Source organism: Streptomyces virginiae (assembly GCF_040638905.1).
Lineage (GTDB): Bacteria > Actinomycetota > Actinomycetes > Streptomycetales > Streptomycetaceae > Streptomyces > Streptomyces virginiae_B.
The window spans coordinates 62,766-87,771 of sequence record NZ_JBEZYV010000026.1 but is presented as its reverse complement, the minus strand read 5'-3'; the positions used below and the strand labels follow the sequence as shown (position 1 = coordinate 87,771).

Sequence of the window (25,006 nt, the reverse complement as noted above, 5' to 3'; positions counted from 1 at the left end):
GTGCGGTGGCTGGTGCAGTTGGGCCCGGCGCGCATGAACGTACCGCCAGCGACGGGGTGTTCACGCGATGTTTAGCTACAAAACGGATATCTCACCCGCGATCCGCCATGAACTGCCATCCTTTGCGGCGTCTTGGTGCCGCACCCGTTGACGTTCCCGTGCGTTGAACTCATGCGGATACGGATCGAGGAGGGGTTCCCCTTGGTGGAGGCCGGCATGGAGAGCACTGGAGCGAGCACCGCACCCGGACCCGGCGCGGCCCCGGGCCTGGACCTTGACCTGGTGACCGTGCCCGCCCGCCAGGGGCTGGAGGCGGTGGACATCATCCGTCGCGCGGCCGGCCGGTCCGGCCCGATGGGGCCCGTTCTGCACGACGGGTCCGGCGACACCCTCGGCTTCCTCGTCCCGCCCGGCACCGCCGACGCCTGGGACCTTCCGGGTAGCGCGTGTACGCAGTCCGACGGGCGGGGGATGCGCTTCGGCGACGCCGTCTCGCCCACCGCGGGCGCCACGGGCTGGCTGCTCCCGCCGGAGGCCGTCGGGCCGGTCACCGACCCCGAGGTGCTGCGTGCGGCGCTCGGCGAGGCGGCCCGGCTGATCGAGGCCGCGGACAACTGCCGCTGACCGCTCCCGGCCGGCCGCCCCGCACAATGGGATGGTGGCGGGCAAGGACAGGAACAAGGGCAGGCAGCGCGGGCGGGGCGGCGCGGAGGCGGTCGTCGGGCAGGTGGACGGCGGTCGGGCGGAGCTGGAGCCGGACCGCGAGCGCCCCGGCGCCTGGATCCTGCTGATCGACGGCGCCCCGCAGTCGCACGTCGACCTGGGCGATCCCGCGTACCTGGACTTCTCCTACCAGCGGCGGATCGGCCACCTCATCGATCTCGTCGCGCCCGCCCGAAGGCCCCTGAACGTGGTGCACCTGGGAGGCGGCGCCTTCACCCTCGCCCGGTACACGGCCGCGTCCCGCCCCCGCTCCGCCCAGCAGGTCGTGGAGATCGACGCCGCCCTGGTGGCCTTCGTACGGGAGCACCTGCCGCTGGATCCGCAGGCGCGGGTCCGGGTCCGGGCGGTGGACGCGCGGGCCGGTCTGTCCAAGGTGCCGGACGGCTGGGCGGACCTGGTGATCGCGGACGTGTTCAGCGGGGCGCGCACCCCGGCGCACCTGACGAGCACCGAGTTCCTGGACGACGTACGCCGGGCGCTGGCGCCCACCGGGTGGTACGTCGCGAACCTCGCGGACGGGCCGCCGCTGACGCACCTGCGCGCTCAGATCGCGACGGCGGCGTCCCGGTTCACGGAGCTGGCGCTGGCCGCGGATCCGGTGGTGTGGCGGGGGAAGCGTTTCGGCAATGCCGTGCTGGTGGCGGCCGACCGGGAGCTGCCCGTCGCGGACTTCACCCGCCGGGTCGCGAGCGACCCCCATCCGGGCCGGGTCGAGCACGGCCGGGCGCTGGCGGACTTCGCGGGCGGCGCGGCTCCGGTCGCCGACGCCTCGGCGGTGGCCTCGCCGCAGCCGCCGCCCTCCGTTTTCCGGTAGGAGCCGTCATGAGGGATCGTGCGGTCCTTCACGGCGTTCCGCCGCCCCCCCTCAGGGGTCGACGATCTCGACCATCGGCGGGTGGTCGTGCCAGGTGCAGAACACCGACACCTCACGGCCGTCCCGGGTGAAGGTGACCCGGATCCAGAAGTCCTGCTTCCACACCTGCATCCGCCAGCCGGCCGCCGGCGTCGCCGAGACCAGCTCGGCGGAGGAACCGCCGAGGGAGAAGGTGACCCTGCCGCCGGAGACCGGATACGCCTGTACCTTCCCGGAGTCCTGGCCACCCGCCTGCTGCCGGCCGTCCGGGGAGGCGGAGGGCGGCTGCGACGGCCTCTCGGGGGAGGCTGCGGCGGTCGGCGACGCGGACGGGCCGGGTGACTCCGACGGCGAGGCGGACGGGGACGGCGACGGCGACGGCGACCCCTGAGGCTGCGCGCCCCGGGTCGAGGAGGACAGCGGCTGGGTGGCCAGGGGCACCGCGAGCGGCGGATCGTAGGCCGTGCCCGACATGACGGTGTGGACGCCCCACCAGCACAGCGTCACCGCCGCCCCGGTCGCGAGCATCCACGCCATGGCATGCACAAGTCCTCTTCGCATCAAGGCACATACTGCACCACGGGTCACAAGAGTGGCCCGACACCCCGTGGGGTCGCCCGAATGGACTACGGTGCGGGCCATGGCAAGTGTGCTCGTGGTCGAGGACGACCAGTTCGTACGTTCCGCCCTCATCCGGCACCTGACCGAGGCCTCGCACACCGTGCGGAGCGTCGGTACGGCCCTGGAGGCCCTGCGCGAGGTCGCGCACCACCGCTTCGACGTGGTCATCCTCGACCTCGGCCTGCCCGACCTGGACGGATCCGAGGCGCTCAAGATGCTGCGCGGCATCACCGACGTCCCCGTGATCATCGCCACCGCGCGCGACGACGAGGCGGAGATCGTCCGGCTGCTCAACGACGGCGCCGACGACTACCTGACCAAGCCCTTCTCCGTCGAACACCTCTCCGCCCGGATGGCCGCCGTCCTGCGCCGCGCCCGGGCCGCCGCCGGGGCCGAACCGCCCTCGCGCGTCCTGCGCGTCGGCGGCCTCGCCATCGACCCGCTGCGCCGCCAGGCCGAACTCGACGGGGCGGTACTGGACCTCACCCGCCGCGAGTTCGACCTGCTGGCCTTCCTCGCCGGCCGGCCGGGCGTGGTCGTGGCCCGGCGCGAACTGCTCGCCGAGGTCTGGCAGCAGTCGTACGGGGACGACCAGACCATCGACGTCCACCTGTCCTGGTTGCGCCGCAAGCTCGGCGAGACCGCCGCCCGGCCGCGGTACCTGCACACCCTGCGCGGGGTCGGCGTGAAGTTGGAGCCACCGCAGTGATGCCGCGGTGAGATGGGCCCTGGTCAAGGTGTGCCTCGCCGTCACGGCCATGGTGGTGGTGGCCTTCGCCGTACCGCTCGGGCTCGTCGTCCAGGAGATGGCCAGCGACCGGGCGTTCTCCAACGCCGAGCGGCAGGCCGCCAGCATCGGGCCGACCCTGTCGATCACCACCGACCCGGTGCAGCTGCGCAAGGCGGTGGAGTCCACGCAGATGGGCGCCGCCCGGCGGATGGCCGTACACGTACCCGCGATCGGCGACAGCGTCCCCGTGAACATCGGCGAGGGCCGGGCCGGCGAGCGCGCCGTCGCGGAGACCCGTCGGATGGGGCGGGCCACGACGGCCAAGGTGTCCGGCGGAGGCTCCGCGCTGCTCCAGCCGACCGCACTGGGCTCCGGCGACATCGCCGTGGTGGAGATCTTCGTACCGGAGAGCGAGGTCAGCAACGGCGTCGCCACGGCCTGGCTGGTCCTCGCGGGCGTCGGACTGGCCCTGATCGTCGGCTCGGTCGCGGTCGCCGACCGGCTCGGCGCCCGGCTGGTCCGGCCGGCCGAGCGGCTCGCGGACGCCGCGCACCAGCTCGGTGAGGGACGGCTCGGGGCGCGGGTGCCCGAGGCCGGACCGAAGGAACTGCGCTCGGCGGCCCTCGCGTTCAACGCGATGGCCGACCAGGTCGTCGAGCTGCTCGCCAACGAACGCGAACTGGCCGCCGACCTGTCGCACCGGCTGCGCACCCCGCTGACCGTACTGCGGCTCAACACGGCCTCACTCGGGGACGGCCCGGCCGCCGAGCAGACCCGGGCGGCGGTGGAGCAGCTGGAACGCGAGGTCGACACGATCATCCGCACGGCCCGGGAGCAGCGACCGGCCACCGGCCTGGTCGGAGCGGGTGCGGGTGCGGGATGCGACGCCTCCGAGGTGATCCGCGACCGGATGGACTTCTGGTCGGCGCTCGCGGAGGACGAAGGCCGCGAGGTGCGGCTGGCGGGGGTGGACCGTACGGTACGGATCCCCGTGGCGCGGCCCGAACTGGCCGCCGCCCTCGACGCCATGCTCGGCAACGTCTTCCGGCACACCCCCGAGGGCACCCCCTTCGCGGTGGACGTCCACGACGCGGGCGACGCGGTGATCGTGCTCGTCTCCGACGCGGGCCCCGGCATCTCCGACCCCGACGCCGCCCTGCGCCGCGGCAACGACGGCGGCCGGGACGGGTCCACGGGCCTCGGCCTGGACATCGTGCGCCGGGTCGCGGAGTCGACCGGGGGCGACGTACGGCTGGGGCGTTCGATCCTCGGCGGCACCGAGGTCCGGGTGTGGATCGGCCTGGACGGCCGGAGCGCGGGCGGCCCCGGCGCGGGGCGGACCGGCCGAGGCCGACGCGGCAACCGACGTAACCGGGGGCGCGCCACGCCGTGACCGGGGGCGCGCCTAGCAGGCGGGATGTCCTCGTCTCGGTACGGTCCGCGGCATGGACACCCTCATCTTCGGCGGGCTCCTCGCCACGCTGATCGCCATGTACCGGGAGACGTCCCGGATGGTCGTGCTCGGGGCGTGGTGGCTCATGCTCATCGCCGTCTTCCTGCTGATGGCGCACCACACCACCAGCAGCCTGGCCCTGACGCTGAGCTACTGACCATGGCCGCGATCGAGAGCCTCATCCCGGAGACCGCGCCCGACGCCGCGCCGCCGGGCAAGGTCCAGTACTGGTTCGCCTGCCTCTTCGCCATCGGCTGGACGGGTGTGGTCTGCGTCGGCCTCTTCCAGCAGTTCAGGGCGTGGGAGCACCCGTGCCCGCTCTGCGTCGTGCAGCGGATGTTCATGCTGCTGGCGGCGATGGGAGCGGCGTACATCGTCCGGACGGGGCTGCTGCGCGGCTCGGTGACGGGCCGCCACTACATGACGGGCTGGGGCCTGGCGCTGGTCGCGGCGGCCGGAGGCTCCTTCGCGTCCTGGCGGCAGACGACGCTGCACATCCTGCCTGGTGCCAAGGGGTACGGGAGCGAGGTGCTCGGCCTGCACCTGTACGTGTGGGCCCTGATCCTCTTCCAGGCCTCGGTGCTCGTCATCGGCATCGTCCTGGCCACCGCGCACACGACGGCGGACCGCAGCGTCCCGGCGACCGGGCCGGGGCTGCTGCGGACGGCGGGGCTGTTCGCGCTGTGGTTCCTGGGCGTCGTCATCGCCGTGAACATGGTGGTCGTCTTCCTGGAGGAGGGTTATCACTGGTTCCTCCCCGAACACCCGGACCGGTACCGGTTCTTCGACGAAATCGGGATGCCGGGCTGAGGCCTGTCCCGTAATCCCCGGTGGCTCGGCGCGCGGCGTCGGACGCGGTGCACCGCGAGGCGGAGGAGCGTCCTGACACGGGGCCGTATCCGGGCGTTCCGCCAACGCGGCGGGGCGCCGTGGCCGTCGTCGTGCGCCCGCCGGGGATTAGGGCCCAGCGATGCCCGCCCGGGCCCCCGTACCGACCGGAAGGAAGCAGCAGATGCGCTACGCAGTCCTCGGCACCGGGATCGTTGGCCGTACGGTGGCCGCCCGGCTCGACTCCCTGGGCCACCAGGTCGTCATCGGGACCCGGGACCCCGACGCCACCCTCGGCCGCGCCGAGTACTCGGACTGGCAGGAGGTCCACCCGGAGATCGGGCTGGCCGGCTTCGCGGAGGCCGCGCGGGAGGGCGAGGTCCTGGTCAACGCCACCGGCGGGAAGGTCAGCGTCGCGGCGCTGACGGAGGCGGACGCCGCGCACCTGGACGGCAGGATCCTCATCGACATCGCGAACCCGCTGGACTTCTCCGGCGGCTTCCCGCCGGGCCTGGACCCGGTGGACGACGACAGCTTGGGCGAGCTGATCCAGCGGAGGTTCCCGGGTCTGCGGGTGGTCAAGACGCTGAACACGATGAACTGCCAGATCATGGTGGACCCGGCGCGGATCGCCGGCGAGCACCACGTGTTCGTCTCGGGGGAGGACGCGGACGCCAAGAAGGTGGTGCGTGAGCTGCTGTACTCCTTCGGGTGGCCGGAGGGGAGCGTCCTCGACCTCGGCGGCATCGAGACGGCCCGGGGCACGGAGATGCTGCTGCCGGTCTGGCTCCGCCTGATGGGCGCGCTCGGCCACACGGACTTCAACTTCCACATCCAGGGCGCCTGACGGGCGGGGCGCAGCCGGGACCGACCGCACGGCCCGTACGGGGGCGCAAATGTTGCCGCGCCCCCGGCCCGCGCCGAGTGTGGGCGTGAGGGAAGGAGCCACGCATGAGGGTCATGCTCAGGGCGCACATGGACACGGTCGCCACCAACGAGTCCATCAGGACCGGCGGCCTGCCCCAGGCCATCCAGCAGCTGATGCAGCGGGTGAAGCCGGAGGCGGCCTACTTCGGTTTGCACGAGGGCGTGCGCTCCTGCTGGATCGTCTTCGACCTCCAGGACAGCTCGCTGATGCCGTCGCTGATGGAGGACTTGTTCCTGGAGTTCAACGCCGAGGTCGAGGTCGCCCCGGTCATGAACGCCGAGGACCTGGCGAAGGGCCTGGCGGCGATGCAGTCCTCGCCGTAGGCGGCGTCGAGCCAGTGGTTCGACGCGCCGGACCTTACGCTGCAGTCCCCGCCGCTTTCGCGCGGCGGGGACTGCAGACTGTCTGGCGACGTGAAGTCCGGCCATTTAGGAATTGAGGCCGAGGATTTCTGTCACGCTTTATAAGAGCTGGCCAAGAATAACAGTCACTTCGGCTCCTCGGGAACGCTTCCTCCTTGGAGGAATTTCAGCTTGCTGAGAGCCAATGCATAGGCTCCGCCCAAGATGAATGTCGCTGCGTATTGCGCCCACGTGGTGTCCTGAAGGACCCGGTTGGTCGTGACGAGAACGACGCCCCACACGAGAGTGAATGCAATCTTGGCCATGGCGTTCCTGTCTTAGGCGAGCGCCGCGAGGCAGCCAGTGGCCCCTGCGACAACGGTCTTGGCGGCTATGTCCCTTGCGACGTCCTTGCTCACGAAGCGCCCGATGATCAGGGCGCCTGCTCCGCCGATGGCGCCCTTGACCAGGCACTCCCTCACCATGTCGTTCATCTTGGTGTGGGTCATCAGGTACTCGCAGTCCCGCTTGCTCTTGGACATGATGCACATGGAACGGGCCTCTTCGAGAGGGTTCACCTGCGCGGACTGGACCACGGGACGCGGGCCGGAGTCGGCGTGTGCGACACCTACCCCGCCGGCCATGATGACGCTGGCGGCAATGGCTACCGACAGGACACCCGAAGCGACGTTCTTCATTTTTAAATTTCCCCGATTCGTCAATGCTTTGGCGCGGAACTGGTCAGGATCCGCGCCTTAGGTCAAGGTGAATGTACCCCTCCGCCTCGTTGTGGAGAACCCCATTTGAGGAAAGCCTGAGCTTGATCCACTGAATGGTTCGAGTGGCCTTGAGTGAATTTTCGCCAATCCTGCGTGATGTGGCTTGATGCTATTCATGAGGACCCGAACTTCGGTACGGGGTTATCGTGTCCGCCTCGCCGGGGCGAGGGTCGCGGAGGCGGTGACCGCGCTGCAGGAGACCGCGAGGGCGGCCCGGTGGCCGTGGGCGGCCGCCAGGGGGCCCGCAAGGGCCGCGGCCAGGGCCTGGCCGAGGATGCGGCCGCTGCAGATCACGGTCATGGCCTCGCCCATCCGCTCCGCCGGGCAGGACCGTTCCACCAGCCCGAACAGCGCCGTCAGGTGCGGGGCCGCGGCCAGGCCGATGCCCGCGACGGCGAACGCGGCCGCCCACAGGCCGGACACCGCGAGCAACGGCAGGGTGAGCAGCGCCTGGAGGGCGATCGTCCACCGCAACCGCACGGCTCAGGTCCGCCGAGCCGGGCCGGGTGACCGTGATGAAACGACGATCGAGCTGGTCACGGCCATGGCGGCCCGGACGAGCCCGGACGCGCCGCGCTCGCCCAGCGACGCGGCGAGTTGACGCCCGTGTTGTCCCCGCTCCACGCGGCCCCACGCGGCCCCCTGCGGCACGGCCATCGTGAACAGCGGTGCCAGCCCGGAGGGCCGCAGCCGTACGCCGGCGCGCGTGTCCGGGGGCCCGGCGGCCGGGCCGGGAGCGGTCGGGTGCACCGCGAACAGGGGGCGAGCCGAGCACCGCCTTGGTCCCCGCCGGCGAGCCGTGCCCAGCGTGCCCCTGGCGAGCGCCCGACCTGCGGGACGGTGAGACCGGCCGCGGCGGCGAGAGCCGGACGGCGGCTGGCGGCAGCCCGCCGAGGACGGCCGCGACGAGGGCGAGGAGGACGGCGGCGTTCGCGGCGCAGGCGAGGAGCAGTACGGGGCGGTGCCCGCGCAGGTCGGCGAGCCGGCCGATGACGGGGCCGCCGAGGGCCTGGCCGAGCCGGAGCGCGGCGGCAACGGGGCCCGCGGCGCCGATGCCGTCCCGTCCGGTGATGAGCAGGAGCGTTCCGACGGGGCGGCGGCGCTGCGGGGAGCCGGGCGAGGAACCGTAGAGGTGGAGCCCTGCGAAAGCCCTCCCGCGGCCCGGCGGTCAGCCCGGCTCGCCCGAGGTCAGGCGCTTGGCCTGGGTCCGTCCCACTTCGGCGGCGCGGTGCAGGTAGTCGGCGATGACGGCGAGTTCGGAGTCGGAGTAGCTCTCCAGTACGGCGCCGAAGGCGCGGCCCGGGGTGTCCCACGCCGCGCCGATGCGCCGGCGTGCCTCGGGGGAGAGGGCGACGAGGGAGCGGCGGCGGTCGTTCGGGTCGGCCTGCCGTTCGACGATGCCCGCTTTGACCATCCGGTCGACGAGGCGGGTGGCCGAGCCCGAGGTCAGGCCGGTGAGGCGGGCGATGTCGCCGGTGCTGACGGGGCCGGGCTCCATGTCGAGGAGGGCGACGCACTGCATGTCGGTGGGATGCAGGCCGACCGAGTCGGCCATGGCCTGATTGAAGAGGGAGTAGTCGGCGTAGTGCCGCTGGCTCTCGGTGACGATGCGCGCGAGCAGCTCGGCGCGGGTCCACTCATCACCCGTACGAGGGGAATTGGTTGACATCGGATTCTCCGTGCTCCAGATTTATCTGTGTGACGCAGAGGATGTGTAATGCAGAATCTGTGTCGAGTAACCATCCTAGCGTCACTCAGCACCACCACTCCAGAAAGAGGAACCAGTCATGTCCATTCTTGTGACCGGCGGCCGCGGCGCCGTCGCCCGCGGTCTCGGCGGCCTGCTCGCCGCTCGCGGCGTCCCGTACCGCCTGGGCTCCCGTGAGAGGGACACCCCCGGTGCGGTCCACTGCGACCTCACCGATCCGGCGACGTTTCCCGGCGCCCTCGCCGGCACCCGTTCCGTCTTCCTCTACGCCGAGGCGTCCGGCATCGAAGCCTTCGTCAAGGAGGCCGTCACGGCAGGAGTGGAGCACGTCGTGCTCCTGTCCTCTTCCTCGGTACTCGCTCCGCACGCCGCCGACAGCCCGCTGTCGGCCTCCCACCTCGTCGTCGAGCAGGCCCTCTCGGCCTCCCCGCTGCGCACCACACTGCTGCGGCCGGGGTCCTTCGCAAGCAACGCCCGAGGCTGGGCCTGGTCGCTGAAGTCGGGCCGGCCGGTCCGACTGCCCTACCCCGGCGCCTACTGCGACCCCGTGCACGAGGCCGACCTCGCCGAATCGGCCCTCGCGGTCCTCACCGACCCGGCCCTGGCCGGCCGCGCGTACACGCTGACCGGCCCGCAGTCGCTGACTTTCGCGGCCCAGATCTCGATACTCGGCGAAGTCCTCGGCCGGTCCATACCCTTCGAGGCCGTCTCGGCCGAGCAGTGGAAGGCCGAGGTGGACGGCTACATCCCCGGCCCCTACGCCGACGCGCTCCTGGAGTACTGGGCGTCCGCCGACGGACTCCCGGTCGAGATCACCGGCGCCGTCGAGCAGCTCACAGGCCACCCGGCCCGCACGTTCAGGACCTGGGCCGAGGACCACGCCGACGTCTTCGCGTGACGCTACATGGCCCCCTTGCGGGCCAGGCGGGCGTACCAGTGGGCGCTGGAGCGCAGCGTGCGGACCTGGGTGTCGTAGTCGACGTGCACGATGCCGAAGCGCTTGCTGTATCCGTAGGACCACTCGAAGTTGTCCAGCAGCGACCAGAGGTAGTAGCCGCCCACGGGGGCGCCGTCCGCCAGCGCGCGGTGGATGGCGGCGAGGTGGGTCTCCAGGTAGGCGATGCGCTGCGGGTCGTGCAGGTCGGGGGCGTAGGCCGCGCCGTTCTCGGTGACCATCAGCGGCAGGCCGGGTGCCTCGCGGGTGAAGCGCATCAACAGGTCGTACAGGCCGGTCGGGTCGATCGACCAGCCCATGTCGGTCTGTTCGCCCGGGGGCTGGTGGAAGGCCACCGCGTCCGCGGCGGGCCAGGGGGAGTGGGAGGTGGCGCCGTGGCCGTCGGCGCGCGGGCCGTTCCCGTCCGGGGCCGCCGACACCACCGCCGGGGTGTAGTAGTTCACGCCGAGGAAGTCCAGCGGCTGGCGGATCAGCGCCTCGTCGCCGGTGCGGACGAACGACCAGTCCGTCAGGGCGGCGGTGTCCGCGAGCAGGTCCTGCGGGTAGGCGCCGTGCAGCAGGGGGCCGGTGAAGATCCGGTTGGCGAGCGCGTCGATACGGCGGGCCGCGTCCAGGTCGGCCGCCGAGTCGGTCAGCGGCCGTACCGCGCTGGGGTTGAGCGCGATACCGACCCGGGTACGGGCCGGCAGGGCCGTCGCGGCCAGGCCGTGGGCCAGGTTGAGGTGGTGGGCGGCGCGCAGCGAGTCGGCGGGCGAGGTGCGGCCGGGGGCGTGCACGCCGGAGGCGTAGCCGAGGAAGGCGCTGCACCAGGGCTCGTTGAGGGTGGTCCAGAGCTCCACACGGTCGGCGAGAGCCTCCGCGACCTGCCCGGCGTACTGGGCGAAGGCGTAGGCGGTCTCCCGCTCCGGCCAGCCGCCGGCGTCCTCCAGCTCCTGCGGGAGGTCCCAGTGGTAGAGGGTCACGCAGGGCTGGATGCCGTGGGAGAGCAGCTCGTCGACCAGCGCGTCGTAGAAGCCGATCCCGCCGGCGAGGACGCGCGGCCAGGACACCGAGAACCGATAGGCGCCCAGGCCCAGTTCGGCCATGAGCGCGACGTCCTCGCGCCACAGCCGGTGGTGGTCGACCGCGACGTCGCCGGTGTGGCCGCCGTACACCTTGCCCGGGGTGCGGCAGAAGGTGTCCCAGATGGACGGGCCGCGCAGGGCGGCCGCGCCCTCGATCTGGAAGGCCGCCGTGGCCGTGCCCCACAGGAACCCGTCGGGGAAGCGGAGTTCCCCGGCCTGATCCGTCGCCTTCGGCGCGTGCGACCCGGTCGGCGTGTGCGACGTGCCCGTCGCGTGTGTCGGGGTGTCAGTCATCCCTTTACAGCTCCCTGCATGATGCCGCCGACGATCTGGCGGCCGAAGACGAGGAACACCAGCAGCAGCGGGAGCGTGCCCAGCAGCGCACCCGCCATGATCACGGACTGGTCGGGGATGTAACCCCGGCCCAGCCCGGTCAGGGCCACCTGTACCGTCGGGCTGCCGTTCTGGGTCAGCGCGACGATCGGCCAGAAGAAGTCGTTCCAGGACATGACGAAGGTCAGCATCCCCAGCACCGCCATAGCCGGCCGGGCCGCCGGGAAGACCACGTGCCACATGACCCGCAGGGAGCTCGCCCCGTCCGTGCGGGCCGCCTCCACCAGTTCCGTCGGCAGCGCGTGCACCAGGTACTGGCGCATGAAGAACACCCCGAAGGCGCACACCAGGGACGGCAGCACCACCGCCTGGAGCCGGTCGGTCCACGACAGCTTCGCGATCAGCATGTACAGCGGCACCACGCTCAGCTGCGGCGGGATCAGCATCGTCCCCACCACCAGAGCCATCAGCATCCGGCGTCCGCGGAAGCGGAGTTTGGCGAAGGCGAAGCCGGCCAGCGTGGAGAACAGGACCGTCCCGACGGTGACCGTGCCCGCCACGATCACCGTGTTCAGCAGGGCCGTGCCCATGTTGGCGTCGGTCCAGGCGATCTGCAGGTTGCGTCCCAGGTTCCCGCCGAACCAGAACGGCGGCGGGGTCTGGGCCAGCCGCGTGTTGGTGCGCGAGGCCGCGATCGCCGTCCACAGGAGCGGGAAGAGCGAACCGGCGGTGAAGAGGCCGAGCACCACATAGGTGAGCCGGCCCGCGCGCAGCGTTCTCATCGCGAGTCCCCCCGTCCGCGCAGCAGCCGCGCTGCTCCGGCGATCAGCAGCAGGATCAGGAACATCGCCCAGGCGATCGCCGAGGCCCGCCCCAGGTGCAGGTTCACCCAGCCCTGCTCGTACAGGTACAGCCCGAGCGTCTGGAACTGGTGGTCCGAGCCGCCCGTCGCGCCCGCCCCACCGTTGAACAGCAGCGGCTCACCGAACAGCTGGGTCGCCCCGATCGTCGACACCACACAGGTGAAGAGGATCGTCGGCCGCAGCGAGGGCACGGTGACGTGCAGGAACTGCTGCCAGCGCGAGGCCCCGTCCAGCGCGGCCGACTCGTACAGCTCACCCGGCACGGCCTGCATGGCCGCCAGGTAGATCAGCGCGTTGTAGCCCGTCCACCGCCAGATCACGATGGTGGACACCGCCAGCTGGGAGGCGAAGGTGCCGTTCTGCCAGTCCACCGCCCCGAAACCGGCCGCCGAGAGCACCCAGTTGATCATCCCGTAGTCCCGGCCGAAGAGCAGCACGAAGACGAGGGTGGCCGCCGCCACCGAGGTGGCGTACGGAGTGAGCACGGCGACCCGGAAGAACGCCGAGCCCCGCAGCCGGTAGTTGAGCAGATGGGCCACGCCCAGCGCGATCGCCAGCTGCGGCACCGTCGAGAGCAGGCCGATGGTGACGGTGTTGCGCAGCGCGTTCCAGAAGAACTCGTCGTCCCACAGCCGGGTGAAGTTGCGCAGCCCCACCCACGTCATGCTGTCCGGATCGGTCAGCTCCACCTGGTGCAACGCCGCCCAGCCCGTGTACAGCAGCGGGAACAACCCGAAGACTGCGAAGAAGAGGAAGAAGGGTGCCACGAAGGCGTACGGGCTCCAGCGCAGGTCCCAGCGGTAGCGGCGCGAGCGCCACACCTGGCCCGGCCGGCCCCGGCCGCCCCCCTCCGCCGCCGGCCGTTCCGGGGCGGCGGCGGAGGGGGACAGGAGTGCCGTCTCGTCCGTCACCGGCGCCTCACTGGTCCAGGGCGTTGTCGATGGCCTTCACCGCGGCCTCCCAGCCCTCCTGCGGGCTGCGGCCCTTCTGGTCGACCTGCAGCATCCCGATGTCCGCCAGGTTCTGCGCGATCACGAGGTCCTTCGGGCCGACCACCGTCACCGGCACCCCCTGGGCCGCCTTCGAGAAGATCTCACCGATCGGGGCCCCGCCGAAGTACTCGTGCTTCGCCCCCGACACCGCCGGCAGCTTGTACGCGGCGCTCGCGCTCGGGAAGCTGCCCCGCTTCTCGAAGAGCTTCGCCTGCTGCTCCGGAGCCGTCAGCCAGGCCGCCAGCTTCGCGGCCTCCTCGGCGTGCTTGCCGGCCTTCGGGACCACCAGGAAGGAACCGCCCCAGTTGCTGGGCTTCGGCGCCTGCGCCACGTCCCACTTGTCCTTGCCCGACGGACCCGCCTTGTCCTGGATGTAGCCGAGCATCCAGGCCGGGCAGGAGACCGTTGCGAAGGCGCCGTTGGCGAAGCCCTGGTCCCAGCCGGGGGTGAACTGCTGGAGCTTGGCGCTGAGCCCCTCGGTGGCGAAGGACGCCGCCAGGTCGAAGGCCCCGCGCACCGCCGGGTTCGTCTTGTAGACGACCTTGCCCTGCTCGTCGTAGAACCGCTGGGCGCTGCTGCCCGTCACCGCGGCCATGACCCCCGACGCCGAGTCCACGAAGGCCTTGCCGTCACCGGCCTTCGCCTTGTACGCCTTGCCCGTCTCCAGGTACTTGTTCCAGTCGCCCGCCCACAGCGCGCCGACCGCCTCCCGGTCCGAGGGCAGCCCGGCCGCCTCGAACAGGTCCTTGCGGTAGCAGATGCCCTGCGGGCCTATGTCGGTGCCGAGGCCGACGGTGGCCCCGCCCTTCGCCGCGGGCGCCGTGCCCTGCGCCCACTTCCACGGCAGGTAAGCGGCCTTGTCCACGCCGGGCGCCTTGCCCAGGTCCACCAGCTTGTCGGACTGGGTCGCGGTGATCTCGGCGATGTTGTTGACCTCGACGGCCTGGATGTCGGCGAGCCCGCTGCCCGTCCCCAGGTGCGTGAGGAGCTGGGGGTAGTAGTTCTCGTTGCGCTCGATGGAGGTCTGCTCGATGCGGATCCCCGGGTTCTGCGCCATGTACTCGTCGTAGAGCCCGGCCTCCTGGAGGCCGAAGGCCCCGAAGACGCCGACGGTCAGGGTGGTCCCTCCCTTTCGGTCGGCCGAGGAGCCCGACTTCGGGTCCGTTTCGGGGTCCTGCGCGCATCCTCCGAGCAGCAGCGCGGCGGCGCCCATCGAGGCGACCGCCGTGACGAGGGTTCTCCGGGCCCGTGCTCGGGCCGGGGGTTGGGCTCGCATGGTTCCTCCCTGAAGGGTGGGCGACAACGTGGGGGTGTCGTGTGACACAGTGTGGGAGCGCTCCCACACTAGTCAAGGGGTAGATTCACAACCGGGAGGAAGCCATGAACGGGAACGGGCGCAGCGGGGGACGGCCGACCCTGGAAGAGGTCGCGGTGCGCGCCGGAGTCGGGCGCGGCACGGTGTCCCGGGTCATCAACGGGTCCTCCAAGGTCAGCGAGCAGACGAGGGCCGCCGTCGAGGCGGCCGTGACCGAGCTGGGGTACGTGCCGAACCGCGCGGCCCGTGCCCTCGCGGCCAACCGCAACGACGCCATCGCCCTCGTGATCCCCGAGCCCGAGGCACGGTTCTTCGCCGAGCCGTACTTCTCCGAAGTGGTCCGGGGTGTCGGGGCCGCCCTCGCGGAGACCGACATCCAGCTCGTCCTCACCCTGGCCGGCAGCGACCGTGAGCGCCGCCGCCTCGCGCAGTACCTCTCCGGGCACCGCGTCGACGGCGTGCTGCTGGTCTCCGTCCACGCCGGGGACCCGCTCCCGGAGCTGCTGGCCGAGCTGGGCATCCCGACGGTGATCAGCGGCCGCCGCTCCGCCGCCGAGACGCTGCCCTGCGTGGACTCCGACAACCTGGCGGGCGCCGCCGAGGCGGTGCGCCACCTGCTCGACCGGGGCCGCCGTACGATCGCCACGATCACCGGCCCGCTGGACGTGTACGGGGCTCACTGCCGGCTAGACGGCTACCGGCAGGCCCTGGCCGCCGCCGGCCGGCCCGTCGACGAGCGGCTGGTCGCGGTCGCCGACTTCACCGAGGAGGGCGGCCGCCGGGCCATGCGCGAGCTGCTGGAACGCAGCCCCTCGCTCGACGCGGTCTTCGCCTCCTCGGACGTGATGGCGGCCGGCGCCCGGCGGGAGCTGCGTGCCGCCGGGCGCCGCATCCCGCAGGACGTGGCACTGGTCGGCTTCGACGACTCGGTGGTGGCCCGGCACATGGACCCGCCGCTGACCAGCGTCCGCCAGCCCATCGAGGAGATGGGCCGGACCATGGCGAGGATGCTGCTGGAGCGCGTCGCGGGAAGAGGGGGGAGCAGCGGGAGCACGGGCGGGCCGGCGGTCGTCCTGCCGAACAGACTGGTGGTCCGGGAGTCGTCCTGACCTCCTCGGGCCCGGGACATGCAGAAGGCCCCGGTCCGCTTCCGCGTACCGGGGCCTTCCCGCAGGGTGAGTGACGGGACTTGAACCCGCGGCCACCTGGACCACAACCAGGTGCTCTACCAACTGAGCTACACCCACCATGTCCGGTCGAAACCGACCGGCCGAAGAAAAGGGTACAGGGTCCGGGAGGGTGCTCGCTCCACCCTTTTCCGGCACCCCTCTCCGGAGGGCCCGCGCAGGGGGCTACGCGCCCGGCGCCGTGTGCTTGGCCGCGATGCTGCGCGCCGTGTCGGAGTCGGGCCCGGGCTGCGGCACGAAGACCGCCTCCCGGTAGTAGCGCAGCTCGGTGATGGAGTCCTTGATGTCCGCCAGCGCCCGGTGGTTGCCGTTCTTCGGGGGACTGTTGAAGTACGCCCGCGGGTACCAGCGGCGTGCCAGCTCCTTGACCGAGGACACGTCCACGATCCGGTAGTGCAGGTAGCTCTCCAGCGCGGCCATGTCGCGCAGCAGGAAGCCGCGGTCGGTGCCGACCGAGTTCCCGCAGAGCGGCGCCTTGCGCGGTTCCTTCACGTGCTCCCGCACGTACGCCAGGACCTGCGCCTCGGCGTCCGCGAGGGTCGTCCCGCCGGCCAGCTCGTCGAGCAGGCCGGAGGCGGTGTGCATCGCGCGCACCACGTCGGGCATGGTCTCCAGCGCGGCGTCCGGCGGGCGGATCACGATGTCCACGCCCTCGCCGAGCACGTTGAGCTCCGAGTCGGTGACCAGTGCGGCCACCTCGATAAGTGCGTCGTCCGTCAACGAGAGCCCGGTCATCTCGCAGTCGATCCACACCATGCGATCGTTCATGTGTCCCACCTTATGCGGTCCCTTGCGGAGCGGACCGCACATGCGGAAGGTCCCCCGTCGGCGGTGACCGACGGAGGACCTTCGCTGCCGTACCCGTTGTGGGATTACGCGTGTTCCCGCAGGACCCTGCCAGGGGCGTACAGCTCCGTCACCGTGGGACCCGCCGCGGCCAGGGCCGCCGCCGCCCGGTGGGGCTGCGGAGTGCGCTGGTGCGGAACCGGCCCGCTCGAGATCTCCGAGACCTGCGCCACGTCGGCCTGCGGGCGGCGTGCCCGGTAGGCGGAGCGGTACGCGGCCGGGGAGGACCCCAGCTGCCGCCGGAAGTGACCGCGCAGGGCGACCGGCGAGCGGAACCCGCAGCGTCCGGCGACCTCGTCGACCGAGTAGTCGGAGGTCTCCAGCAGCCGCTGGGCCTGGAGCACCCGCTGCGTGATCAGCCACTGGAGCGGCGCGCTGCCGGTGAGCGAACGGAACCGCCGGTCGAAGGTGCGCCTGCTCATGTAGGCGCGGGCGGCGAGGGTCTCCACGTCGAACTGCTCGTGGAGGTGTTCCAGCGCCCAGGCGACGACCTCGGCCAGCGGGTCGGCGCCGATCTCCTCCGGCAGCGACCGGTCGAGGTAGCGCTCCTGGCCGCCCGTGCGGCGCGGCGGCACGACGAGCCTGCGGGCCAGGGCCCCGGCCGCCTCGCTGCCGTGGTCGGTGCGCACGATGTGCAGGCACAGGTCGATTCCGGCCGCCGTGCCCGCGGACGTGAGCACATCGCCGTCGTCGACGAACAGTTCGCGCGGGTCGACGTGGACGGACGGGTAGCGCTTGGCCAGCGTCGGCGCGTACATCCAGTGCGTCGTCGCGGGCCGGCCGTCCAGCAGGCCTGCGGCCGCGAGCACGAAGGCCCCGGTGCACAGTCCGACGATCCGGGCCCCCTCCTCGTGCGCCAGACGCAGTGCGTCGAGCGCCTCCGGAGGCGGCGGTGAAGTGATGGAGCGCCAGGCGGGAACGACGACCGTGCCTGCCCGGGCGATCGCCTCCAACCCGTACGGCGCGGTCAGTTCGAGTCCGCCGGTGGTCCTGAGCGGACCGTCCTCACCGGCGCACACGAGCAGTCGATAGCGTGGAACTCCCGCGTCCTGCCGGTCAATGCCGAACACGGATAGTGGAATGGAGCTCTCGAAGATCGGTCCGCCGCTGAAGAGCAGCACCGCGACGATCTCCCTGCGGCGACGCCCCGCGAGCTTCCGGCCGGCGTCTGCGACGACGGCGGTGGAATCCTGGCTCATGGCGCTAAGCCCCCCTTGGGTGTCGCGACTCCTTGGTCTGGTCGCACCTGCACGTTTCCCCTCGGCCTTGCACGTGGATCCCCCGCCGTAAATACATGATCGAATCTACTGCGTCCCGTGGTGTCGGCGTGACAAGTTCAGCACGCAGCGCTATGTCGACTTCTCAACTTGGCGAAAAGCATTCGATCAGGAAGCGTTCCACTCCGCTACCCGGGTGGGAAGCGCGGATCGCGGCTGTGGCCAGTACCTGTAGGGCCAAAACGCCCCCCGGTGAATGTCGTCGCTGGTGGTGGGGGGGTCGGGGGGACATTCCGGCAAGGAAGGCGCCCTGCCGGGAAGTTGGCTGAAAACGAGCGGGTGTGGGTGTGCGAATGAGTCAGTCGTGCGGGGGCGCGGAGTCGGAGGTGCGGCAGCCCCGGCGGCCCGGGGTGCCACCGCGTGAGTGCCGCCGGCGGTGTGCGGGCGCGGGCCGCTCTTCCGTGCGGACGCGGGCCGCGGCCCGCTCCGAGTGCCGAAGGAGGACCAGGCAGGCGGCCGTGACGACGAACAGGCCGAGGGTGGCCACCGCGGCGCCGCCCAGGGAGGTTCCGTAGACGACGAGGACCACCGGGACGAGCAGGCAGCTGAAGGCGGCCCAGCGCACGACGTCACCCGCGGGATCGTCGTGCGGGCGGCCGGAAGGCTGCACGGACGGGTGAAGCGGCTGGCGCGCAGAAGCGGCGAAGTGCGCGCTCGGGTCGGGGAAGTGGACGGACTGGGTCGGCTGAGCTGGCTGATCGGGGTCAACCGGATGGCCGGGCACGGCGTACTCCCTGCGGGCTCTTCCTGAACGGTCGGACGCATGTCCAACGCCGCCCGGCGGGGCTCGGTCACTGCGCGCACGGGTGGCAACTCCCCGTTCCGTCACTGGCTGTAGGGGACAGCGGCCATTGCCAAGGCGCGCTCGCTCCGGCATGCTCCCTGGGACGCTCTCCAAGTGCGGCAAGCCCTGTGCAGGACAGGAGTGTCGCCGTACCCTGGGGGGTATGGGCTTGGGAAGATGCTTCCCGGACAGAGCTCCGTCACACTGCGTCGCCGACATCGCCCCTGTTCCTTCCTCCAAGGACCTCTTCGCCGAGACACCCATGGCCGGTCACGAATTCTCCGAACCCGCGGACCGCAAGCGCAAACGGCTCGCCGACCCCGCGTCGGCCGCCGAGCTGCGCGCGGTGGAACAGACACGCTCGCCCTGCGACCCGGCCTTCCGGCACGGCGTCGTTGTGGGATTCGACGGATCCACCTCCAGTGAGCGCGCGCTCGCCTATGCGATCGGGATGGCCCGCCGCTCCGGATCAGGTCTGATCATCGTCCATGTCGCCAACCGGCTGCCCACCACCGTGTGGGCCGGCTGTGAGCCGCCCGTCTTCGTCGACGTCCCGGACCACCGCACCGAGGTGCTCGGGCTGGAGCTCGCGTGCGCCGACTACCTGGCGGAAGTGCCGTGGATCCTGGTCGAGCGCGGCGGTGACATCTGCCACGAGCTGGAGGAGGTCGGCCGGGAGTATTCGGCCGACGCCATCGTGGTCGGCTCCACGCACGGGATCGTCGGCCGCATCTTCGGCTCGGTGGCCGGCCGCCTCGCCAAGCGGGCGCAGCGACCCGTTGTTGTCATTCCGTGACCGTCTGTTAAGGCGATTGTGCGGTTGTGCCCCCGTGTAAAGGGTAGATAAGTGCTGCTGGGACGCAGCAAACAACTGCAGATCGAAGGGAGCCCGCCGTGGACAATGGTGTCTCTGCGGGAAGCACGGCCTCGACTTCGACCCTCGGGAACATCGCCCTGGGTCTGACCCTTCTCGCATTCGGTATCGGCCACACCGGCGTCATCGACGGCGTGTCCGCTGCCGGCTCCGTGTCGCTCGCGATGTACGTCGGCGGCGCCGCCCTCTTCCTCCTCGGCCTCCTGGAGTACCGCGGCGGCAACGGATTCGAGGGCACCGCGTTCGCGGGCCTCGGCATCTTCTGGTTCACGTGGGCCAAGGGGGCCGGCGGTTCGGTCTCCGACGAGGCCGCCGGAACGTTTCTTGTCCTGTTCGCCATGCTCGCGCTGACCCTCACGGTCGCCGCCGCGAGCGGCCTGTTCAGCCAGGGCGTCTACGCCCTGCTGACCCTTTCCCTCGTCCTGCTGGCCGTAGCCTCCTTCATGGACAGCGGGGCTCTGGCCAAGGCGGGCGGCTGGGTCGCCGCCGTCTGCGGACTGCTGGCCTGGTACGGGGCCACCGCGGCCCTGGCCCACTGGCCGATGGCCGTCGGCAAGGCCCGGCGCAGCGGCGCGGTCGCCGCGAGCTGACCGGCACGCGGAGAGCCCCCGTGCGCGGTGCGCACGGGGGCTCTCCCGTGTCCGGTGACGGCCGGGGCTGCTACTCGACGGTGACCGACTTCGCCAGGTTGCGCGGCTTGTCGATGTCCCGGCCCATGGCCAGCGCCGTGTGGTACGCCAGCAGCTGGAGCGGGATGCCCATGAGGATCGGGTCCAGCTCGTCCTCGTTCTTCGGGACCACGATGGTGTGGTCCGCCTTCTCCTGCTCGCGGTGGGCGACGGCGAGGATCCGGCCGCTGCGGGCCTTGATCTCCTCCAGCGCCGCGCGGTTCTTCTCCAGCAGGTCATCGTCCGGGACGATCGCGACCGTCGGCAGCGAGGGCTCGATCAGGGCCAGCGGGCCGTGCTTGAGCTCGGAGGCCGGGTAGGCCTCGGCGTGGATGTAGGAGATCTCCTTCAGCTTGAGGGAGGCCTCCAGCGCCACCGGGTAACCGCGCACCCGGCCGATGAACATCATCGACTTGGCCTCGGCGAACTCGGCCGCGAGCTTCTTGATGTCCTCTTCGCCGTCGAGGATCTCCTGGATCTGCTCGGGCAGCTTGCGCAGGCCCTCGATGATCCGCTTGCCGTCGGTGACCGACAGGTCCCGGATGCGGCCCAGGTGCACGGCGAGCAGCGCGAAGGCCACGACCGTGTTGGTGAAGCACTTGGTGGAGACGACGCAGACCTCGGGGCCGGCGTGCACGTACACGCCGCCGTCGGCCTCGCGGGCGATCGCGGAGCCGACCACGTTGACGACGCCGAGGACGCGGGCGCCCTTGCGCTTGAGCTCCTGCACCGCCGCGAGCACGTCGTAGGTCTCACCCGACTGGGAGACCGCGATGTACAGGGTGTCGGGGTCCACTACCGGGTTGCGGTAGCGGAACTCGGAGGCCGGCTCGGCGTCCGCGGGGATGCGGGCCATGCCCTCGATGAGGCCGGCGCCGATCAGGCCCGCGTGGTACGAGGTGCCGCAGCCGAGGATCTTGACGCGGCGGATGCCGCGCGCCTCGCGCGGGTCCAGGTTCAGGCCGCCCAGGTGGACCGTGTTGAAACGGTCGTCGATCCGGCCGCGCAGCACGCGGTCGACCGCGTCGGGCTGCTCGGAGATCTCCTTGTGCATGTACGTGTCGTGGCCGCCCATGTCGTAGGAGGCGGCCTCCCACTCCACGGTCTCGGGCGTGGCGGTCGTGGTGGTCCCGCTGGTGGTGTAGGTGCGGAAGTCGTCGGCCTTCAGGGTGGCCATCTCGCCGTCGTTGAGGGTGACGACCTGGCGGGTGTGGGCGATCAGCGCGGCGACGTCGGAGGCGACGAGCATCTCCTTCTCGCCGATGCCGAGGATGACCGGAGAGCCGTTGCGGGCGACCACGATGCGGTCGGCGAAGTCGGCGTGCATCACGGCGATGCCGTAGGTGCCCTCGATGACCTTGAGCGCCTCGCGGACCTTCTCCTCGAGGGTGTCGGCCTGGGAGCGGGCGATCAGGTGGGTGATCACCTCGGTGTCGGTCTCGGAGGCGAAGACCACGCCCTCGGCCTCCAGCTTCGCGCGCAGCTCGGAGGCGTTGTCGACGATGCCGTTGTGGACGACGGCGACCTTGTTCTCGGGGTCCAGGTGCGGGTGCGAGTTCACGTCGCTCGGGGCGCCGTGCGTGGCCCAGCGGGTGTGGGCGATGCCGGTGGTGCCGGCGAAGCGCTTGGGGACGCGGGACTCCAGCTCGCGGACCCGGCCCTTGGCCTTGACCGCCTTCAGGGCGGGGGCCTTCGGGCTGTTCACGACGATGCCCGCGGAGTCGTATCCGCGGTACTCCAGCCGCTGCAGGCCCTCCAGCAGCAGCGGTGCCACGTCACGCTTGCCGATGTAACCGACGATTCCGCACATACGGTTTTGCCCCTCCTGAAGTTCGGTTCGTGTACCCGTCACCCGCCCGCGGCCGCGCCGGCCGCGGCCGGTCAGCCGTAGACGATGCGGCGCAGCTGCCGGAGCGAGAGCTCCGGGGGTGCCACGGCGCGGTGCGGCAGCTCCGCCGCGATCCGCTCGAAGATCTCCGCGTTCACGGCTCCGCCGGCCTGCAGTTCGCGGTGGCGGCGGCGGACGAAGTCCTCCGTCGTCTCGTCGAAGTAGGCGAGCACGTCGAGGACCACCCGGGCCGCTTCGCCCCGCTGCAGCGAGGTGCTGCGCACCAGGTGTTCGACGAGATCGTCATAGGACGGGCGGCGGTCGAGCACCCGTAGATATTGACTGCTCCAGCCGTCCAACGCAAAGATCCTGCCCGATTCCGGGCAGGATCTTCCTGGTCTGGACCAGCGGAATGGATGCATCCGGTCAGAATCTACGCAAAACGGCCTGCTTGGCAGCCGTGAACTCGTCGGCCGTCAGCACCCCCGTCTGGTGCAGCTCCCCCAGCTCCCGCAACCGCCGCAGCAGGGCGTCGTGGTCCTCCGCGACGCCGGCGGCCGGCGCGGCGAGCTCCTTCGGCGGGGCGTCCTCGACGGCCCGGTCCTGCGCCGGCGCCGCCGGGTGCGGCAGCCGCAGCGCCACCGCCGCGGCGACCAGCGCCATCAGCGGGTCCTTCTTGAAACCGAACAGCTCCACCGTGTGCGGGTCGTACTTGGGCGCGGCCGACTGCGGGGCGCCCGCCAGACCGAAGCGGAGCCAGCCGTTCTCGAGCCCCTTGGCCGGGGCCCACTCCACCGTCCGCAGGTCCGTGATCCGGAACTCGCGCGGCCCCCCGGAGCGCTTGGCCTCCTCGGTCGTCCAGTTCCACTCCAGCGCGACCCGGTCGCCGTCGAAGGTGACGGTCCCGTCGCCCGCGCCCACCGCTATCGGCACGCTGGGGCCGGGCAGCAGATAGGTCTCCGACGGACCCGGATCCACCTGCTCCAGCAACAGGGCGTTGCGCACCTCGTCCACGAAGTACTCCGCGACCCCCGTCCGGTCCGGCTCCACGCTCAGCCGGTAGGGGTCGGAGGCCTCCGGCAGCCGTCCGCCCGTCACCTGGGTCAGCGGGTCGGCCCCCTCCCGCAGCCGCAGGCGCAGCCGTCCCGCCTTGCGGCCCGGCTCGTAACTGATCCCCGCGAGCGCGCGCAACGGCACGACGACTTCGCCCAGGGTCTGCCGCAGCAGGCCCACCCCCTTGTCGCGGCCGGGCACGATGCGCACCGCGTCGCCGTCGAACGTCCAGGTTCCGTCCTTCTGGATGATTTCCGCCATTCGGCGATTCTCCCACCGCGCAGGACGGGCCAGTTGGCCTATACCTGGCACATGAGAGTCCTGCGACGCGCGCTCGGCACCCTCCTCGTCCTCGGGGCCGTCTCCTGCACCGTCGCCCACGGCGACGACGCGAGCGCCGGCGACGACCCGCCCGCGGCCCTCGCCCCCTTCGAACGGCTCCTGCCGGCCCCGCTCTCCGCGCGCGCCGAGGGCCCCGGCTACGCCTTCGGGCCCGGGACGGTCATCCGTACGGGGCCGGGCGCGGGCGAGGAGGCCCGCCGGGAGGTCCGCCGGGTGGGAGAGCTCCTCGCGGAGCAGCTGCGCGGGCCGAGCGGTCTGCCGCTGCCGGTAGTCGACGGGGCGAGGGGCGACGGGATCCGGCTCAGGATCGACGGGCGGGGCGGGGAGGCGGACGAGCTGGGCGACGAGGGCTACCGGCTGGAGTCCGGGCCCAGCGGCGTCGACCTCGTCGCACGGACTCCGGCGGGCCTGTTCCGGGCGGCCCAGACCCTGCGTCAGCTGGTGCCGGTGGCCGGGCCCGGGACGGTACCGGGCGGCACGGTCTCCGACCGGCCGCGGTTCGCCTACCGCGGCGCGATGGTCGACATCGCACGGCACTTCTTCACGGTGGAACAGGTGAAGAGGTACGTGGACCAGCTCGCCCAGTACAAGGTCAACACGCTGCACGTGCACCTCACCGACGACCAGGGCTGGCGCCTGGCGATCGACTCCTGGCCGCGGCTGGCGCAGTACGGCGGCGCGAGCGAGGTCGGCGGCGGGCCCGGCGGGCACTGGACGAAGGACGAGTACCGCGAGCTGGTGGCCTACGCGGGCGAGCGGTACGTGGACGTCGTCCCGGAGATCGACATGCCGGGGCACACGAACGCGGCGCTGGCCTCCTACGCCGAGCTGAACTGCGACGGGAAGGCCCCCCGGCGGTACACCGGGACCAAGGTCGGCTTCAGCTCCCTGTGCGTCGGCAAGGAGCGGACGTACGAGTTCGTCGACGAGGTGCTCGGGGAGCTGGCCGCGCTGACGCCCGGCCGCTACCTGCACATCGGCGGCGACGAGGCGCACGCGACGCCGGCGGCGGACTACGCGGCCTTCATGGACCGGGCGCAGGAGGTGGTGGGCCGCCACGGGAAGACGGTGGTGGCTTGGCACCAGCTGGCGTCGGCCCGGCCGGCGGCCGGCGCGGTGCTCCAGTACTGGGGCCACGACAAGACCTCCGCCGCGGACCGGTCGGCCGTGGCGGCGGCCGCGAAGGCCGGGCACCCGCTGATCCTGTCCCCGGCGGACCGGGTGTATCTGGACATGAAGTACGAGGCGGCGACGAAGCCGGGCCTGGCGTGGGCGGGCCACGTCCCGGTGGCGCGGTCCTACTCCTGGAACCCGGGGGCCTACCTGGCCGGGGTGCCGGAGTCCGCGGTGCTCGGGGTGGAGGCCCCGCTGTGGACGGAGAACGTCGCGACGCGGGCGGAGTGGGAGCTGATGGCGTTCCCGCGGGTGCTGGGCCTGGCGGAGCTGGGCTGGTCCCCGGCGGCCGCCCTCGACTGGACCTCGTACAGCCGCCGCCTGGCGGCCCAGGCTCCCCGCCTGGACGCGCAGGACATCGGCTACTTCCGGGCCCCGGACGTTCCGTGGGTGCGGTGAGCGCAAGGTCCTCGCGGAAGGTCCCCGCGCGGACGGGGCGAGGGCGTGACCGCGAAGAGGGCCGTCTGACTTCGCGGTCACGCCGTCAC

28 protein-coding genes and 1 tRNA gene are annotated in these 25,006 nt (G+C 71.7%); 13 read left to right on the top strand and 16 right to left on the bottom strand.

Translation table 11 applies throughout. From position 1 onward, the window contains the following. Positions 1-216: 216 nt before the first annotated feature. Positions 217-624, top strand: coding sequence for a hypothetical protein (locus tag AB0F82_RS28365; protein ID WP_362632419.1), 408 nt, complete (start codon positions 217-219; stop codon positions 622-624). 31 nt (positions 625-655) lie between these two features. Further along, positions 656-1,537: a spermidine synthase gene (locus AB0F82_RS28360; RefSeq protein WP_436842173.1), complete on the top strand. Its 882-nt coding sequence runs from the start codon at positions 656-658 to the stop codon at positions 1,535-1,537. A 51-nt stretch (positions 1,538-1,588) separates the two neighbouring features. On the opposite strand, the gene AB0F82_RS28355 is transcribed toward AB0F82_RS28360, so the two are convergent. Continuing rightward, positions 1,589-2,137, bottom strand: a complete 549-nt coding sequence (locus AB0F82_RS28355; protein ID WP_362632415.1) for a hypothetical protein — start codon at positions 2,135-2,137, stop codon at positions 1,589-1,591. A 79-nt stretch (positions 2,138-2,216) separates the two neighbouring features. Here AB0F82_RS28355 and AB0F82_RS28350 point away from each other — a divergent pair, with 79 nt between their 5' ends. From AB0F82_RS28350 to AB0F82_RS28325, 6 genes are all read left to right on the top strand, one after another. After that, complete coding sequence (locus AB0F82_RS28350) at positions 2,217-2,906, top strand: response regulator transcription factor (protein ID WP_030655573.1); 690 nt, start codon at positions 2,217-2,219, stop codon at positions 2,904-2,906. 7 nt (positions 2,907-2,913) lie between these two features. After that, positions 2,914-4,320 (top strand): sensor histidine kinase, encoded by a 1,407-nt coding sequence (locus tag AB0F82_RS28345; protein ID WP_362632412.1) that lies wholly within the window; start codon positions 2,914-2,916, stop codon positions 4,318-4,320. 52 nt (positions 4,321-4,372) lie between these two features. Further along, the gene (locus tag AB0F82_RS28340) at positions 4,373-4,537 is read left to right on the top strand and encodes a DUF5993 family protein (protein ID WP_362632410.1); all 165 of its coding nucleotides are present in this window, start codon (positions 4,373-4,375) and stop codon (positions 4,535-4,537) included. Between the two features lie 2 nt (positions 4,538-4,539). Next, a complete protein-coding gene (locus tag AB0F82_RS28335; RefSeq protein ID WP_362632408.1) occupies positions 4,540-5,190 on the top strand; it encodes a disulfide bond formation protein B in 651 nt (216 codons plus the stop codon). Between the two features lie 202 nt (positions 5,191-5,392). Then, on the top strand, positions 5,393-6,055 hold the full coding sequence (locus tag AB0F82_RS28330; protein WP_356813132.1) for an NADPH-dependent F420 reductase: 663 nt from the start codon (positions 5,393-5,395) through the stop codon (positions 6,053-6,055). A 104-nt stretch (positions 6,056-6,159) separates the two neighbouring features. After that, positions 6,160-6,459 carry a hypothetical protein gene (locus tag AB0F82_RS28325; protein ID WP_356813131.1) on the top strand — a complete coding sequence of 100 codons (300 nt, stop codon included), beginning with the start codon at positions 6,160-6,162 and terminating at the stop codon, positions 6,457-6,459. 164 nt (positions 6,460-6,623) lie between these two features. Here the strand turns inward: AB0F82_RS28325 and AB0F82_RS28320 are convergent, their stop codons facing one another. The 4 genes from AB0F82_RS28320 to AB0F82_RS28305 all read right to left on the bottom strand — a co-directional run bounded on the left by AB0F82_RS28320 (position 6,624) and on the right by AB0F82_RS28305 (position 8,925). Beyond that, positions 6,624-6,803 carry a hypothetical protein gene (locus AB0F82_RS28320; RefSeq protein ID WP_362632406.1) on the bottom strand — a complete coding sequence of 60 codons (180 nt, stop codon included), beginning with the start codon at positions 6,801-6,803 and terminating at the stop codon, positions 6,624-6,626. A 12-nt stretch (positions 6,804-6,815) separates the two neighbouring features. Further along, positions 6,816-7,175 carry a hypothetical protein gene (locus tag AB0F82_RS28315; RefSeq protein WP_362632404.1) on the bottom strand — a complete coding sequence of 120 codons (360 nt, stop codon included), beginning with the start codon at positions 7,173-7,175 and terminating at the stop codon, positions 6,816-6,818. A gap of 222 nt (positions 7,176-7,397) precedes the next feature. After that, a complete protein-coding gene (locus tag AB0F82_RS28310; protein WP_362632402.1) occupies positions 7,398-7,736 on the bottom strand; it encodes a hypothetical protein in 339 nt (112 codons plus the stop codon). A 688-nt stretch (positions 7,737-8,424) separates the two neighbouring features. Beyond that, positions 8,425-8,925 (bottom strand): MarR family winged helix-turn-helix transcriptional regulator, encoded by a 501-nt coding sequence (locus AB0F82_RS28305; protein WP_362632400.1) that lies wholly within the window; start codon positions 8,923-8,925, stop codon positions 8,425-8,427. 118 nt (positions 8,926-9,043) lie between these two features. On the opposite strand from AB0F82_RS28305, the gene AB0F82_RS28300 reads away from it, so the two are divergent. After that, on the top strand, positions 9,044-9,862 hold the full coding sequence (locus AB0F82_RS28300; protein ID WP_362632398.1) for an NAD(P)H-binding protein: 819 nt from the start codon (positions 9,044-9,046) through the stop codon (positions 9,860-9,862). A 2-nt stretch (positions 9,863-9,864) separates the two neighbouring features. On the opposite strand, the gene AB0F82_RS28295 is transcribed toward AB0F82_RS28300, so the two are convergent. Genes AB0F82_RS28295 through AB0F82_RS28280 form a run of 4 tightly spaced genes read right to left on the bottom strand, consistent with a single transcriptional unit; the run spans position 9,865 to position 14,447 of the window. Then, a complete protein-coding gene (locus AB0F82_RS28295) occupies positions 9,865-11,277 on the bottom strand; it encodes a GH1 family beta-glucosidase (protein ID WP_362632396.1) in 1,413 nt (470 codons plus the stop codon). Beyond that, entirely contained in the window at positions 11,274-12,098 is an 825-nt protein-coding gene (locus tag AB0F82_RS28290; protein WP_326477211.1) for a carbohydrate ABC transporter permease, read from the bottom strand. The genes AB0F82_RS28295 and AB0F82_RS28290 overlap by 4 nt, the downstream gene beginning before the upstream one ends. Then, positions 12,095-13,090 carry a carbohydrate ABC transporter permease gene (locus tag AB0F82_RS28285; protein WP_390076988.1) on the bottom strand — a complete coding sequence of 332 codons (996 nt, stop codon included), beginning with the start codon at positions 13,088-13,090 and terminating at the stop codon, positions 12,095-12,097. The genes AB0F82_RS28290 and AB0F82_RS28285 overlap by 4 nt, the downstream gene beginning before the upstream one ends. A gap of 7 nt (positions 13,091-13,097) precedes the next feature. Beyond that, complete coding sequence (locus tag AB0F82_RS28280; protein WP_362632393.1) at positions 13,098-14,447, bottom strand: ABC transporter substrate-binding protein; 1,350 nt, start codon at positions 14,445-14,447, stop codon at positions 13,098-13,100. Positions 14,448-14,551: 104 nt separating this feature from the next. Here AB0F82_RS28280 and AB0F82_RS28275 point away from each other — a divergent pair, with 104 nt between their 5' ends. Continuing rightward, a complete protein-coding gene (locus tag AB0F82_RS28275) occupies positions 14,552-15,595 on the top strand; it encodes a LacI family DNA-binding transcriptional regulator (protein WP_356813121.1) in 1,044 nt (347 codons plus the stop codon). A gap of 65 nt (positions 15,596-15,660) precedes the next feature. Here AB0F82_RS28275 and AB0F82_RS28270 read toward each other — a convergent pair. The 4 genes from AB0F82_RS28270 to AB0F82_RS28255 form a co-directional block, all read right to left on the bottom strand. Further along, positions 15,661-15,733 (bottom strand) — tRNA-His (locus AB0F82_RS28270). A gap of 105 nt (positions 15,734-15,838) precedes the next feature. Next, entirely contained in the window at positions 15,839-16,441 is a 603-nt protein-coding gene (gene orn / locus AB0F82_RS28265) for an oligoribonuclease (protein WP_356813120.1), read from the bottom strand. Between the two features lie 104 nt (positions 16,442-16,545). After that, positions 16,546-17,718 (bottom strand): helix-turn-helix domain-containing protein, encoded by a 1,173-nt coding sequence (locus AB0F82_RS28260; RefSeq protein WP_362632390.1) that lies wholly within the window; start codon positions 17,716-17,718, stop codon positions 16,546-16,548. Positions 17,719-18,094: 376 nt separating this feature from the next. Continuing rightward, positions 18,095-18,520: a hypothetical protein gene (locus AB0F82_RS28255; RefSeq protein ID WP_362632388.1), complete on the bottom strand. Its 426-nt coding sequence runs from the start codon at positions 18,518-18,520 to the stop codon at positions 18,095-18,097. A gap of 322 nt (positions 18,521-18,842) precedes the next feature. On the opposite strand from AB0F82_RS28255, the gene AB0F82_RS28250 reads away from it, so the two are divergent. Beyond that, positions 18,843-19,376, top strand: coding sequence for a universal stress protein (locus AB0F82_RS28250; RefSeq protein ID WP_030655530.1), 534 nt, complete (start codon positions 18,843-18,845; stop codon positions 19,374-19,376). Between the two features lie 98 nt (positions 19,377-19,474). After that, positions 19,475-20,044, top strand: coding sequence for an acetate uptake transporter (locus AB0F82_RS28245; protein ID WP_362632386.1), 570 nt, complete (start codon positions 19,475-19,477; stop codon positions 20,042-20,044). A 70-nt stretch (positions 20,045-20,114) separates the two neighbouring features. On the opposite strand, the gene glmS is transcribed toward AB0F82_RS28245, so the two are convergent. The 3 genes from glmS to AB0F82_RS28230 all read right to left on the bottom strand — a co-directional run bounded on the left by glmS (position 20,115) and on the right by AB0F82_RS28230 (position 23,264). Beyond that, positions 20,115-21,932, bottom strand: a complete 1,818-nt coding sequence (gene glmS / locus AB0F82_RS28240) for a glutamine--fructose-6-phosphate transaminase (isomerizing) (protein ID WP_356813116.1) — start codon at positions 21,930-21,932, stop codon at positions 20,115-20,117. A 71-nt stretch (positions 21,933-22,003) separates the two neighbouring features. After that, entirely contained in the window at positions 22,004-22,279 is a 276-nt protein-coding gene (locus AB0F82_RS28235) for a hypothetical protein (RefSeq protein ID WP_030025937.1), read from the bottom strand. A 97-nt stretch (positions 22,280-22,376) separates the two neighbouring features. Further along, a complete protein-coding gene (locus AB0F82_RS28230; RefSeq protein ID WP_362632383.1) occupies positions 22,377-23,264 on the bottom strand; it encodes a DUF4429 domain-containing protein in 888 nt (295 codons plus the stop codon). A gap of 51 nt (positions 23,265-23,315) precedes the next feature. Between AB0F82_RS28230 and AB0F82_RS28225 the strand changes: the two genes are divergently transcribed. Then, entirely contained in the window at positions 23,316-24,917 is a 1,602-nt protein-coding gene (locus AB0F82_RS28225) for a beta-N-acetylhexosaminidase (RefSeq protein ID WP_362632381.1), read from the top strand. The last annotated feature ends 89 nt before the right edge of the window (positions 24,918-25,006 follow it).

Excerpts from the sequence above, each read along its gene's own strand:
- AB0F82_RS28365 (WP_362632419.1), top strand. The coding sequence starts at position 217 with ATGGAGAGCACTGGAGCGAGCACCGCACCCGGACCCGGCGCGGCCCCG.
- AB0F82_RS28300 (WP_362632398.1), top strand. The coding sequence starts at position 9,044 with ATGTCCATTCTTGTGACCGGCGGCCGCGGCGCCGTCGCCCGCGGTCTC.
- AB0F82_RS28340 (WP_362632410.1), top strand. The coding sequence starts at position 4,373 with ATGGACACCCTCATCTTCGGCGGGCTCCTCGCCACGCTGATCGCCATG.
- AB0F82_RS28320 (WP_362632406.1), bottom strand. The coding sequence starts at position 6,803 with ATGGCCAAGATTGCATTCACTCTCGTGTGGGGCGTCGTTCTCGTCACG.
- AB0F82_RS28295 (WP_362632396.1), bottom strand. The coding sequence starts at position 11,277 with ATGACTGACACCCCGACACACGCGACGGGCACGTCGCACACGCCGACC.
- AB0F82_RS28315 (WP_362632404.1), bottom strand. The coding sequence starts at position 7,175 with ATGAAGAACGTCGCTTCGGGTGTCCTGTCGGTAGCCATTGCCGCCAGC.
- AB0F82_RS28275 (WP_356813121.1), top strand. The coding sequence starts at position 14,552 with ATGAACGGGAACGGGCGCAGCGGGGGACGGCCGACCCTGGAAGAGGTC.
- AB0F82_RS28260 (WP_362632390.1), bottom strand. The coding sequence starts at position 17,718 with ATGAGCCAGGATTCCACCGCCGTCGTCGCAGACGCCGGCCGGAAGCTC.
- glmS (WP_356813116.1), bottom strand. The coding sequence starts at position 21,932 with ATGTGCGGAATCGTCGGTTACATCGGCAAGCGTGACGTGGCACCGCTG.
- AB0F82_RS28230 (WP_362632383.1), bottom strand. The coding sequence starts at position 23,264 with ATGGCGGAAATCATCCAGAAGGACGGAACCTGGACGTTCGACGGCGAC.
- AB0F82_RS28290 (WP_326477211.1), bottom strand. The coding sequence starts at position 12,098 with ATGAGAACGCTGCGCGCGGGCCGGCTCACCTATGTGGTGCTCGGCCTC.
- AB0F82_RS28355 (WP_362632415.1), bottom strand. The coding sequence starts at position 2,137 with ATGCGAAGAGGACTTGTGCATGCCATGGCGTGGATGCTCGCGACCGGG.
- AB0F82_RS28360 (WP_436842173.1), top strand. The coding sequence starts at position 656 with ATGGTGGCGGGCAAGGACAGGAACAAGGGCAGGCAGCGCGGGCGGGGC.
- AB0F82_RS28335 (WP_362632408.1), top strand. The coding sequence starts at position 4,540 with ATGGCCGCGATCGAGAGCCTCATCCCGGAGACCGCGCCCGACGCCGCG.
- AB0F82_RS28225 (WP_362632381.1), top strand. The coding sequence starts at position 23,316 with ATGAGAGTCCTGCGACGCGCGCTCGGCACCCTCCTCGTCCTCGGGGCC.
- AB0F82_RS28325 (WP_356813131.1), top strand. The coding sequence starts at position 6,160 with ATGAGGGTCATGCTCAGGGCGCACATGGACACGGTCGCCACCAACGAG.
- orn (WP_356813120.1), bottom strand. The coding sequence starts at position 16,441 with ATGAACGATCGCATGGTGTGGATCGACTGCGAGATGACCGGGCTCTCG.
- AB0F82_RS28280 (WP_362632393.1), bottom strand. The coding sequence starts at position 14,447 with ATGCGAGCCCAACCCCCGGCCCGAGCACGGGCCCGGAGAACCCTCGTC.
- AB0F82_RS28350 (WP_030655573.1), top strand. The coding sequence starts at position 2,217 with ATGGCAAGTGTGCTCGTGGTCGAGGACGACCAGTTCGTACGTTCCGCC.
- AB0F82_RS28305 (WP_362632400.1), bottom strand. The coding sequence starts at position 8,925 with ATGTCAACCAATTCCCCTCGTACGGGTGATGAGTGGACCCGCGCCGAG.
- AB0F82_RS28250 (WP_030655530.1), top strand. The coding sequence starts at position 18,843 with ATGGCCGGTCACGAATTCTCCGAACCCGCGGACCGCAAGCGCAAACGG.
- AB0F82_RS28330 (WP_356813132.1), top strand. The coding sequence starts at position 5,393 with ATGCGCTACGCAGTCCTCGGCACCGGGATCGTTGGCCGTACGGTGGCC.